Annotated in this window: 8 protein-coding genes; 4 read left to right on the top strand and 4 right to left on the bottom strand. The window is 70.6% G+C overall.

Features of this window, described 5'->3' with window-relative positions:
* The 3 genes from AB1634_16360 to AB1634_16350 form a co-directional block, all read left to right on the top strand.
* Positions 1 to 336 (top strand): glucokinase (locus AB1634_16360; protein ID MEW6221088.1); only part of this gene is annotated, 336 nt, incomplete at its 5' end.
* Positions 337 to 413: 77 nt separating this feature from the next.
* Positions 414 to 1403 (top strand): lysylphosphatidylglycerol synthase transmembrane domain-containing protein, encoded by a 990-nt coding sequence (locus AB1634_16355; protein ID MEW6221087.1) that lies wholly within the window; start codon positions 414 to 416, stop codon positions 1401 to 1403.
* A 98-nt stretch (positions 1404 to 1501) separates the two neighbouring features.
* Entirely contained in the window at positions 1502 to 2122 is a 621-nt protein-coding gene (locus AB1634_16350; GenBank protein MEW6221086.1) for a hypothetical protein, read from the top strand.
* Positions 2123 to 2187: 65 nt separating this feature from the next.
* Here the strand turns inward: AB1634_16350 and arfB are convergent, their stop codons facing one another.
* From arfB to AB1634_16335, 3 genes are read right to left on the bottom strand one after another with little or no spacing between them, the layout of a single operon-like run.
* Positions 2188 to 2613 (bottom strand): alternative ribosome rescue aminoacyl-tRNA hydrolase ArfB, encoded by a 426-nt coding sequence (gene arfB, locus AB1634_16345; protein MEW6221085.1) that lies wholly within the window; start codon positions 2611 to 2613, stop codon positions 2188 to 2190.
* Between the two features lie 12 nt (positions 2614 to 2625).
* Entirely contained in the window at positions 2626 to 8634 is a 6009-nt protein-coding gene (locus AB1634_16340) for an alpha-2-macroglobulin family protein (protein MEW6221084.1), read from the bottom strand.
* Positions 8635 to 8674: 40 nt separating this feature from the next.
* Positions 8675 to 9406 (bottom strand): hypothetical protein, encoded by a 732-nt coding sequence (locus tag AB1634_16335; protein MEW6221083.1) that lies wholly within the window; start codon positions 9404 to 9406, stop codon positions 8675 to 8677.
* Positions 9407 to 9593: 187 nt separating this feature from the next.
* On the opposite strand from AB1634_16335, the gene AB1634_16330 reads away from it, so the two are divergent.
* Complete coding sequence (locus AB1634_16330) at positions 9594 to 10049, top strand: YHS domain-containing (seleno)protein (GenBank protein MEW6221082.1); 456 nt, start codon at positions 9594 to 9596, stop codon at positions 10047 to 10049.
* 142 nt (positions 10050 to 10191) lie between these two features.
* Here AB1634_16330 and AB1634_16325 read toward each other — a convergent pair whose 3' ends face one another.
* Positions 10192 to 11016: a hypothetical protein gene (locus AB1634_16325; protein MEW6221081.1), complete on the bottom strand. Its 825-nt coding sequence runs from the start codon at positions 11014 to 11016 to the stop codon at positions 10192 to 10194.
* Between the last annotated feature and the right edge of the window lie 587 nt (positions 11017 to 11603).

The following is an 11603-nucleotide window of genomic DNA, read 5'->3' as shown; positions in this document are numbered from 1 at the left end:
ATGGCGACCGGCGATCCCGCCGAGGCCATCGCCAACGCCGCCCTGACCGGCCAGGATCCCCGAGCCCGGCAGGCCCTGGGACTGTTTGTCCGCATCTACGGCGCCAAGGCCGGCGACCTCGCCCTGACCGGCCTGTGCCGGGGCGGCCTGTATCTGGCCGGTGGCATTGCCCCCAAGATCCTGCCCCGGCTGCGGCAGCCGGATTTCCTCAAGGCCTTCCGGGCCAAAGGCCGCTTCGACACCCTGATGGCAGCCATCCCGGTGGCGGTGGTCACCAGCCCGGACGTCGGGCTGCGGGGCGCCGTCCTCGTGGCCAGCCGCCTGCTGCAGCCCTGACCTTCCCCCTTCTTCTGCCTGGACTTCCTGCCGTGAACGGATCGATTCCTGTTGCCCCCAGTCGCCCGCGCTGGCCCATGACCGTCCTCCGGGCCGCCGTCAGCCTGAGTGCCCTGGGCCTGGTGGCCTTCTTCTACTGGGAGCAGCTGCCAGCGGTGCTGCAGCAGCTGGCCCGCGTGGAGCCCCTCCCCTTCGGCCTCTCCCTGGCGGCCTTCTTTGGCGGCCTGGTCTTTCTGGCCGTACGGCTGCGTCTCATCCTGCTGGCCCATCGGGCCAGCATCACCACCCGGCAGGTGTATCACCTCAACCTGGTGGCCCTCTTCTTCAACAACGTTCTGCCGTCCAGCCTGGGTGGCGAGGCAGTCAAGGCCTACTACCTGTACCGGGGCACCGGCGGCCTTCTGGCCTCTTTCGGCGCGGTGCTCATGGACCGGATCTGCGGCCTGCTGACCGTGGTCCTGGTGGGCAGCCTGTCCCTGGCCCTCTGGGCCCAGGACCTCGCCTCGGAGCGGATCGTCCGCAGCCTGGAGGTCCTGGCCGCGGTCACGGTGGTGGCCCTCCTGGTGCTCTTCAACCGCACCATCAGCGACTGGGTGCACCGGGCGCGGGTGCCCCTGCTGCCGCCGCAGGTGACGGCCATGCTCCGGGATCTGTTCGCCACCATCCACTTCTACCGGCACCGGCCCCTGGTGCTCCTGGGGGCGGTGGGCCTGTCGGTGGCCGGCCAGTTCTTCTTTGTGCTCAACATCTACTACCTGGCGGTCAGCCTCGGCATCGCCATCCCCCTGACCTTTTTCTTCGCCTTTCTGCCCATCTGCGCGGTCACCGGCCTGGCGCCCTCCATGAACGGGGTGGGCGTCCGGGAGGCCACCTTCATCTTCTTCCTGCACGCTTACGCCCCTGCCGACCAGGCCCTGGCCTTGTCTCTGCTCACCACCGTCTCCCTGATCCTCATCGGCATGGCCGGCGGCGTGGCCTACGCCCTGAAGGGGGGCGGCATGGCGGCCCAGGAGCTCCAGCCGGCGGCGGTCGAGTCCTGCCCGGCCGACCGGCCTGTTTCTCGTTGACCCCCGTCAGCCCCGATCCGTATACTGGAATGAAGGCGAGTCAGGCCTGGGCATACGGCCCGGGCTGCGCGTGCACAGGCAGGAAAGGGGGGAGATCCATGAGGCCGTTGGCAGGACTGATCGCGGTGCTGGCAGGGGTGGCGCTGGCCGGGCAGGCCCAGGCAGGGACGATCACCGACTGGTACGGGGATGACGACGGATTCGGCCGCGGCGTTCTGGCCGATGACAGCTTCGCCTGGCGGGACGTCATCCAGGAGCCAGACGATGCCCCGGGCACCGACCGGTTCTCGAGCCGGATCTGGACGGTGCCGTCCTGGACCCACGACCTGGGCTGGGACGGCAGCGGCACCCTGACCGGCGCCTCCCTGGAGATCTTCTCCGGCGGCCAGGGCGCCTACGGCCCGTCGGAGGTGCTGGTCAACGGCCTGGCCATCGGCTCGCTCACCGACGGCGAGATCGGCGGCACCAACTACGCCCGGCTGGATGCCTTCGACCTCCTGCCCTACATCGGCCTCTTCGGGGACAGCCTGACCGTAAGCGTCCGCACCGCCGGCTCGCCGTGCGGCTGGCAGGACAACTGGGTCCTGGACTACAGCCGGCTGACCCTGAGCTTCGAGACTGGCCCCGCCCATGCGGTGCCGCTGCCGGCATCGCTCGTACTCCTGTCCTCCGGGCTGCTGGCCGCAGCCGCCCTCCGCCTGGTCGCGGTCCGCGCCTAGCCCCCTCCCCCTCCCTTTGCTGCAGCCAGAACGGGCAGGGCCGTTTCGCCCTGCCCGTTCTCTTTTCACTCCCCTTCCGGCCGCACCGGCCGGCGGGCCCGCTTCTTGTCACCGGCCCGGGCTTTGTCCGCCAGCCGCCGCTGCCGGGCCGCCTGGCCAGGCCTGGTGGGCCGGCGCCGCCGGACCACCTTCAGGGCCGCCTGGATGATGGCTGTCAGGCGCGAAAGGGCATCCTGGCGGTTGAGGTCCTGGCTGCGGTGAACCTGGGCCCGGATGAGAATGATCCCGTCTTTGCCCACCCGCCGGTCCGTGGCGGCCAGAAGCCGCACCTTGCAGGCATCCGGCAGGGCGGTGGAGGCGAGATAGTCGAAGCGCAGCTGCACCGCGGTGGCCGAGCGGTTGGCGTGCTGTCCACCCGGACCGCCCGCTGGCACAAACTGCCACTCCAGCTCCTGGTCAGGAATGAGGATGTTAGGGGTGATGGCGAGCATGGGGGGCTGGCCTCAAGGCATCCCCGGGCCGGTGGCCGAGGCCGGGGCTGTTACCGACAGCACGGCGCCGGCGGAATAGGCCACCAGCTCCGGGGCGTACATGGGGGACAGAACAGCGGGAGCGGCCTTGAAGGTGCCAGCCAGGGCGGCCCGCAGCCGGTGCTTGAGGACATACTCCCCCTGGGGCAGGGCCTCAATAAAGAAGCTGGTGCCGCTGTCCCGGACCTCCTCGTACCAGCCCAGCCCCAGATCCCACTGATGGCGGGAGACGAGGCTTGCCGGCTCGAAGCCGGCTGGCCGCGGGTCCCGGAGATGGACGTACTCCATGGGGTGCCTGGACCGGATGGCCAGGTGCACCTCCACCTCGTCCCCCACCGCCAACCGGTCACCGGCCGCCAGGGGCGCCAGCCGGACGCCGTCGTTCCCGGCGGTCCGGCGGAAGAAGGTCCGGGAGACCTCCAGGTAATCCCCCGTGGCCTCCGCCGGCAGCGCCTCGGTGGAGAAATGCCAGGTGGCGGACGCCAAGAGCCAGCCTGGCGTGGTCTTGGCCACCTCCACCCGGTGCATGCTGGCCGGGTCGATCTTCTCTCCCGGGATCGAGAGGCGGTTGGCCCGGCCGGTGTACCGCTCCGGCTCGAAGACGAAGGCGGCGCTCTGGCCGCCGACTTGCACCCTGGCCTCCTCCCGCACCCCGAAAGCGCCGGTCCGCTCGAGATAGCGGGTCAGGGCGTAGATCGCCTCGCTGGTGGCCCGGGTGGATTTCCAGTGGTTGAGCTTGCGGTTGAGCACAAGCCACAGGGCCAGGCCCTCCAGCCTGGGATCGTCCGGCGTCACCTCCAGGGTGGTGGCGAGGGCCTGGGCCTGGGTCTCCACGGTGTCGTTGTACCACAGCCAGGCCCGCTCTTCAGGGGCCCAGAAGGTGCCCTGGTCCGGGCTGGTCTTGGCCGCATCGAGGACGCTGGCCCAGACGGTCCTGGCGTCCGCCCCCCGGCCCAGGCGGGTCAAGGTCAAGGCCAGGCAGCCCTTCAGGAGCGGCGCGTGCTGCCGCCAGTGGCGGAAGGAAAAATCCGCCAACCGCTGCTGATCCTCCGGCGAGAACGTCCCGCCGGTCCAGGACAGATCCGGATACCGAGCAAGAACATAGCCGGTGTAGGTCACCATCTCCCAGCAGCAGTCCTGGGCCAGGGCCCGCTCCACCAGCTCCGGGAAGGCCTGCTGGCGCAGATATCCCCAGGCCCGCACCACCGCCTCCCGGGGGGCCTCGACCCCGAATTCCAGGCCCTTGGCAAAGCCGGCCAGAAGATAGAGGGTCATGTACGGGGATGGCGGGCCGCCCGGGAACCAGGGGAAGCCGCCGCTGGCGGTCTGGGCCTCCAGGAGCCTGGCCAACGAGGAGGCCCGCACCGCCTCGGCCACGGACGGCTCCAGCAGCCGCAGCACCTGGTCCGGCTCCTCGGCCCCCCCTTGCGCCACCTGCAGCCAGGGCAGCTCCTCCAGGCGCATGGTGCGGTTGGGGTCATCCCTGATCCAGGGCTCGAGCCGGGTATCCCGGCCGGACATCGCCCGGGCCGCCGCGGCCACGGCCGGGTGCTGGCGGTAGAGGGAGGTGAGGAGGCCCGTGGCCAGATAGCGGTTCAGGGTCTGCTCGGTGCACTGGTACGGATAGTCCACAAGATACGGCAGGGCCGAGAGCAGGGACAGGTAGAGCTGGGCATCCAGGGTCACGATCAGGGCCTCCTGGATGCGGGTGGGGTCGTCGTTTACGGCCAGATCCGGGAAGGACAGCTCCCGGCTGGTGGCATCCTTCAGCACCGCGAACCGGCTCTGGGCGAGGTGCATCCGGCCGGGCAGGAGCGGCACCGGCCGCAGCTCGCCATCCGAAAAACTGCCGGCCGTGGCGGTTACCGTCACCACCACATCCCCGACGCCGGAGGGCACCTGAACCGGAAACTCGACCCGGCCGGCCCCCCCGGCCGGCGCCTGGAAGGCCTGAGCCGCCTCCTCTGTCCCGAGGCCGAAGCTCGCCGTCCGGTCGGCGCCGGTGGCCTGGTCCTGGATGGCGATCCGGACCTGGCCGGCCAGCTCCTTTGTTGAGGCGTTGTTGACCAGGACGGGCAGCCACACCCGGTCCCCTTCCCGGAAGAAGCGGGGCAGGTAGGGCCGCACCATGAGATCCTTGACCGAGGCCACCTGCAGGCTGGCGGCTCCCCCTTGGAGATCCCGGGTCATGGCCAGGGCAAAGGCTTGCCAGGAGGTCACCGAATCCGGCACCGTGAAGGTCAGGGCCACTGTGCCGTCGGCATTGGTCTTCAACTGGGGCTGCCAGAAGGCGGTCTCGGCAAAGTCGCTGCGCAGGGGGATTGCCGCCGCGGTTGCCGCCGGCTCGGCCGCGACGGCCATCGCCGCGGCGGCCTCTGCCGGCTCCACAGCCGGCGCGGCCGGGGCGGGTGCCGCCGCGACCATGGCGGCCGAGTCGGCTGCCATCATCCGCCGGCGCAAGCCCGGACCGCCAATGCCGTAGCCGTCCAGGAAGCGGAGCCGGTCGCCGGCCAGGACGGGGGGGGCGAGGTCTTGTCTGGCCGGGCTGCGGAAGGTGTCGGTGGCCGCCGGTCCCAGACTGGTCCAGGGCAGGCGGAAGCCGGTCCGGCGGGGATAGAGGCCGAGCACCGAGGGCGGCTCAAGGGGAGCGAAGAGGTCCAGGGCCCGGTCGTACATGAAGGCCAGGACCTCGGCCCCGGCCACCGCCGCCTCGCCGCCGGCTGTCCGGACCTGGACACTCCAGGTCTCCTGGCCGCCGGGCTGCAGGCGATCCCGGAAGGAGGCAAAGGAGACCGCCAGCTCCCGGTCCCGCCATGGCACGGCGATGGATTCCCCCAGCGTCAGGGCCTGGTGGTCCCGCACCCCGGCCAGGGTAACGGCAAAGCCGCCCCGGTCCTCTCCGGTGACGGCAAGCTCCACCAGCACCGGCTGCCGGCCGGGGGTGAGCTGCCGCCGCTCGACGCGCTCCCCGCCCCGGAGCCGCTCCAGGACCAGTGGCTGGTCAGGCAGGCCCGAGAGGACCAGGAGACGGCAGGTCTCTCCCACGGTGCAGGAGGACCGCTCGGCCTTGAGAAAGACCGGCAGGGCCGGCGCGCTGTCGCCCCCGGCCACCACCAGCTCCTGGGCGGTCTGGAAGCGACCGCCATAAGCGTCCTCGGTCTCGTAGCGGAGGCGGTAGGTGCCGGCAGCCAGGGCCGGCAGGGCCACGGTGGCCTGGCCATCGGCCCCATGGGCGAGGTCACCGGACGCGATCACCTCCCCCTCCGGCCAGCCGGCCAGCACGGCCGCGGGATCGTAGCCGGGCTGCCAGCGGGGTCGCAGCCGGTCGCCGGGCAAAAGAAGCCGGCGAGCATCGGCCGGATCCGGCAACGGCTGGTCAGCGGGCAGCAGGGCCTGGGCAGGCCCCGGCAGCCGTGACAGGTGCCAGCGTCCCTCACCCGGAGCGGGCTGGCCATCGAGATCCGTGCGCCGGACCCGGGCCTGGGCCGCCTCGCCGGCCTGGAGGAAGCCGCGCTCCAGGTCAATGCCCCCCTCCACCGCCACGAAGCCCAGGCGGAAGGTCCGCTCGGCCGTCCGGGTCTCACCGCCCTCGTCCGTGATCTCGGCCTCGACGCGGTAACGGTAGGTGACGGCCCGGCCTGGCCCCGCGGCCAGCCGCTCGTCGGCCTGGGGCCGGAAGACCAGCTGGAAACGCCCCCCATCCAGACGGCTCGTGCCCGCAGCGACGATCGCCGCCGGCCGCTGCACCGGCATCTCCAGGCCCCAGCGCTCCCACCAGGGGGGGTAGAGGGGCTGCCGGCTGACCCGCCAGCGGACCTCGCCGCCGGTGACGGGCTGGCCGAAGAGGTAGCGGGCCTCGCCGGCCAGGGTGGCCGGCGCATTGAGGCGCAGGGGCATGGCTGGATCCAGCAGGCGGGCCTCGAAGGTCGGACGCTTGTACTCCTCCACCCGCAGCACCGTGGAGCCGACTCGGCGGCCCGCCAGCAGCGCCTCGAGCTGCCAGCGGCCGAGGAGCCGGCCGGCCGGAATGGCCAGCTCGCCGGCTGCGGTGCCGAAGCTGTTGGCCACCACTGTCGTGGTCGCCAGCACCTGACTGTTGGCGTCCCGCAGGCGAACGGTGAGGGTGGCACCGGCCAACCCTTGCAGGCGGCCCTGATCGGGCCGGCCACCAAAGGCCGCCACCTTCCACCAAATCCTTTGCCCGGGTCGATACACCGCCCGATCGGTGTAGATCAGGGCGGCCTGCCGGTCAGCGGCGGCCGGCTGCGGGGAGAAGCCGAGCCGGTCGGGAGCGAAGGCCATGTCCGATCCGTGCCGGGCCAGGAGCAGATAGCTGCCGTGATCGGCCCCGGCCGTAAGCGTGGCCAGGCCCTGGGCATCGGTCCGGATCTGGTGCGCCAGCCGATGGCCCTGGCGCCAGTTGAAGCGGTAGAGGCGGATCTCGGCGCCGGCCTTGGGCTGACCGGAGGCGCCCGAGACAGCGGCCACCTCCAGGGACTGGCCGGCTTGGCGGGTCAGGAGCACCAGATCGCTGATGCCCATCAACGCCACCTGCACCCCGCTGGACGGATCAGCGAAATCCCCCGGCGCCGAGGCCAGAATCAGGTAGAAGCCCGGCTCGCGCAGGGGCGGAATCAGGTGGTGCTGATGGAAGTCGAAGTCCGTGGCGGCCGGCAGCTCGACGCTCCAGGCCTGGTCCGGATCCCGTGCAACGAGGGCAGCGATCTCCTCCGGGTCCGGCAGAAGACTCCCGCCCCTGGCCGTCTCGACCCGGCGGACAAGATCGTCCCGATAGGCCCGGAAATGGACCGTGGTCAGGTTCTTGGCCCGGATGCCCAAAGAGCGGCGGTTGGCGGCGTCGGTGGCCATGGCGGCCAGCTCGAAGGCCGGCGCCTCGATGTCCTGGACGATGGCCTGGCACCAGCGGCCGCCCACCGTGTCCGGATAGGCTGCCGCACCCGCCTGGGCCTTGGCGCGGGCCTGCGCCAGGCGGTCCGGCTCCGTGCTGTCCCGGAGCATCTCCGCCAGCCGCGCCATGCCGGCTGCCCACCAGGGCAGGTGCCGGCAGCGCTCCAGGCGGCCGGCAAGGGTCGCTTGCAGCTGGCGCCGATCCTCAGGCTGGACGAAATGCGGCAGCAGAAGGCGCAGGCGCTCCAGACAGGCCTCCAGGGCCGCCTCCTCCTCTCCCCTCCCCTGGTGCCATGCCTCGAGATCGGCCAGCGCCGCAGCAATCCGCGTCAGGGGATGAGCGGCCGGGTCCTGGACGGCGGCTGCCGGCAGCGGGCCCAGGAGGGCGGCCAGGTCCAGGGCAAAGGCCTCATTGGCCTGCCGGGGGCTCCAGCCGTTGCTGTCCGCCAGCAGCGCTGCCAGAAGATGGGAAACGGCATCCCGCAGGCTTGGCCGGATGCCGGCCGGATAGGTGTTGGGCTCCAGATACTCGGCCAGCACCGCCGCAGGCCAGGCGCCCAGGGCCTGGCGCTGCTCCCAGACCCGCAGGCAGCTGGCCACCGCCTCGGCATGGATCTCCTCGGCGGTCCACAACGACAGATCCAAAGCCCCCGTGTGCACCACCTGACTCCGCTGCCGGATCTCCCAGGAATAGGCCTGGCCGTAGCGCACCAGGGTCTGACCGTAGACCAGCCCCAGCACGGTCCGGGCCCGGGGCTCGTCCGGCCAGGGCTCCTCTTGCAGGAAGCGGACCGCGGTCTCGTAGCCGTGGAGGGCGGTGCGTAGGAAGACGGCACGCACCAGGGCCCGGGTCCAGTCTTCGCTGTCCCCTTCCTGCCGGGCGGCCTCCAGGCGGGCGCTGGCCAGCCGGTACGCCTCCTCGTAGCGCTGCTTGGCAAGAAGGGCATCGTAGCCGGCCCACGCCGGACCCGGTGTGCCGGTCCAGGCCGCTGGCGCCCCGGCAGCTGGCACGCTGCCGGCAGCCACCCAGACCGCTGTCCAGCCCAGGGCAACCAGCCACCATCCCCGGCTCATGGTCGTCCCCTCCCGAAGCCCGGCCTCTCGCCAGCACCGCCTACTGCCGGAGTGCGGTCCAGGTGCCGCTGCAGCCCAGGGTGTTGCCCCAGCGACCGGAGCCGCCACCAACCGTCAGGTCGCCAACGATGACCAGACGCCCCGGTGCCCCGGTGCCCCTGCCGCCAGCAGTCAAATGGCCCTCGGCATCCACCGTGCCGCTGATCGTATAGGTGCCGGGCGGCGTCACGGCCTGGCCGGTGATGGAGTGGCCCTGGACCGTGGCGGTGATGGTGGCGCCGGTGCAGTATGGCGTCTCGGAGACCGCCGTCCCTGCGTAGGTGCCATCGAAGGGCGAGCTGATGGTCACCGCCACCTGATCGATGACCGCGGTGGCTGGGTCGAAGGACTGGTCACCCACGGGATCGATGCCGAAGTAGAAGGTGTAGTGGCCGGCCGGCAGCTGGCTGCTGTCCAGGATGGCGGCCGCCGGAAAGCTCGCCAGCGGCAGGGTGAAGGTCCTGATCCGGCCGCCGGTCCAGACCCCACGCCAAGACAGCCAGCCCCGGGGCGACTGGAAGGCGATCAGCCAGTCCGCCCGCTGGCCACCCTGGTCGCCAGCGTCCAGGGCGATGGTGACCGTCAGGTCCGTTCCCTGCTCGACAACAATGCCGGTATCGCTGCCGTTGGCCTTGATATCCACAACGACCGCCCCCGGCTCCGCCGCGACGGCAGCAGCCGCCGCCAGGATCAGGATGACAGTGGCACAGAGGATGGTGCGCAGGATCTTCATGGCAGGCCTCCTTCCTTGCGGGATGATGTGGGTCTTCATGGCTCGATGCTAGCAGAGAACGCCTGGAGAGGGAAACGGTTGACGTATCCAGCGCACGATTCTAGCCTGTCCTGGGCCGGGACCGGTCCAACAAATGGCCGCCGCTCCTCCGGAATTCCGATCCCAGCCAGCCCATGGGAGGCGCTCCATGACCAGATCCAGCCTCTGCTCCCTTCTGACCGTTCTCCTGAATCTCCTGGTGGCCTGCTCGGCGCCCCCGCAGGAGATCAACCAGACCAGCGATGGTCTTGCAATCCACGGCTACGACCCGGTGGCCTACTTCCTGGATGCCGGCCCCCGGGAAGGCCGGCCGGAGATCGAGCTCCGGTGGCAAGGCGCCCGCTGGCGCTTCGCCACCCGAGAGCACCGACAGCTCTTCCAGGATGCCCCCAAACGGTATGCCCCGCAGTACGGCGGCTATTGCGCCTATGCCGTAGCCATGGGCCGCACCGCCGACATCGATCCCCGCGCCTGGAAGATCGCCGGCGGCCGCCTATTCCTCAACTACGATCTGGAGGTTCAGAAGACCTGGGAGGCGGAGCAGGCCCGGTTCATCGCCCAGGCGGACCGGAACTGGCCCAGCGTGCTTCGGGCCGGTCCCTGACCTGGGCACCACCGCACCCGATGCCCCAGCGACAACGGGCCGCCGGCTGGCTGCCGGCGGCCCCACAGGCGTCACGTCTGGACTGGTTGCCCCGAGACACCGCCCGGGACCAAGAGCGGCTGCATCCGACCAACCCGCACCATCACGGATGGCTGCTGTGCGCACCTCCCTCCGAGGCCGGCGGCTCGGCCGCCGGGCCTTCCTTGGCCGGCTCGGCCGGCGGCGAGGCAGCCGGTGCCTCCTCCGGCATCGTCATCATCATCGGCATGGGCATCGACATGGGCATCGACATCCCCTCCCAGGGCGGCGGGAAGGGTGAGCCGATGGTCTCCCGGATCTTGTCCCGCTGGCTCGGTGCCAGGGAGGTCATGATCCCGTTGTAGAGCTGCACCCCGCCCAGAAGAAGCTGGTAGTGGATGTCCGCCAGCTTGCGCAGCACCGGGTCGATGGCAGCCACATCCTCGCTGCGGTGCCGCATGAGATACTGGAACTGCACCATGGCACCCGCCGCCTCGGCGTGCAGCCGGATGCCCTCCTGCAGATGGGGCGTGATCAGCTCGTCGATCCGGTCCAATTGCTCCCGGGTAAGCCCAAGCTCCTCCTGGCTGGCCATCACCTTGCCGAGCCACCGGTGGAAGGCATGCATGATGCCGGCCGCCGGCATGTTCCCCCCCATCCCCATGCCCATGGCCCGGGGCTTGCCGTCGGCTCCCTTGTCGCCGCCCTTGCCGTGCATCATCGGCATGCCTGCCATCATGCCACCCTCGCGGTGCATCATCGGCATGCCGGCCATCATGCCACCCTCGCCCCCTTCACCGTGGTGCATCATGGCCATCATGCCGCCCTTCTCACCGTCTCCCTTGTGGGACGCCGCGCCATGCTCGGCAGGCGGTTCCGCCAGAGCCCCCCCCTGCACCATCACCAGCCCCAGACCCAGAATCGTCACCGCCAGCTTCCGCAGCCACATGGTCGTACCTCCTTGTCTCAAAGTGTCCTGGCAATCTTGCCTCCGCCGCCTTCCGGCCCCTCCGGGATGCGGTCCTGCCCCGGCGCCTCAGCTGGCCTACGCTATGCAAAGACCGGTGGGCTGTCAACGGCAATGTTGCCGGAAGGCCCTGGAATCGAGTAGGGGGGATGTCGCCCTGCCCCCCTCTCCCACCGGACGTTCGATGTCGCATCCGGCGATTTCGTCAACAGGGCACATGCACCACGAGCAGGGCACGACCCTCGTGGCTCACGATCTCGATGTCCGGGGTCACAGCCGGCCGGATGCTGTCCGGGTTGGCGAGCCGTTCTTCCTCGACGCTGCGAGCTGGTCCAGCGTTTTCTCCAGCCCCTCGGCAGCGTGGAGCTTTCCGCCATCGTTCTCACCTCCCTTCGACTGCCATCGCCGGGCTGGAAGTGACCCTTTTTCGAGGGTGCTGGGGACCCACCCGAAGTTGTCGTGCTCTGGGGTATTGGTGTTGGACGGCAGCGGTTTTGGACGTGGATGGAGCGGCGGGGGCAGGGGGCCAGGGCAGTCAGTGCCGGGCGGCAGGTGGACTCCCGGAGGGA

Source organism: Thermodesulfobacteriota bacterium, from assembly GCA_040755095.1.
Taxonomy (GTDB): Bacteria; Desulfobacterota; Desulfobulbia; order Desulfobulbales; family JBFMBH01; genus JBFMBH01.
This window is presented reverse-complemented; position numbering and strand designations above follow the sequence as displayed.

Bases quoted from the DNA above. Each gene is read 5' to 3' on its own strand.
- AB1634_16335 (MEW6221083.1), bottom strand. From the start codon at position 9,406: ATGAAGATCCTGCGCACCATCCTCTGTGCCACTGTCATCCTGATCCTG.
- AB1634_16350 (MEW6221086.1), top strand. From the start codon at position 1,502: ATGAGGCCGTTGGCAGGACTGATCGCGGTGCTGGCAGGGGTGGCGCTG.
- AB1634_16325 (MEW6221081.1), bottom strand. From the start codon at position 11,016: ATGTGGCTGCGGAAGCTGGCGGTGACGATTCTGGGTCTGGGGCTGGTG.
- arfB (MEW6221085.1), bottom strand. From the start codon at position 2,613: ATGCTCGCCATCACCCCTAACATCCTCATTCCTGACCAGGAGCTGGAG.
- AB1634_16330 (MEW6221082.1), top strand. From the start codon at position 9,594: ATGACCAGATCCAGCCTCTGCTCCCTTCTGACCGTTCTCCTGAATCTC.
- AB1634_16340 (MEW6221084.1), bottom strand. From the start codon at position 8,634: ATGAGCCGGGGATGGTGGCTGGTTGCCCTGGGCTGGACAGCGGTCTGG.
- AB1634_16355 (MEW6221087.1), top strand. From the start codon at position 414: ATGACCGTCCTCCGGGCCGCCGTCAGCCTGAGTGCCCTGGGCCTGGTG.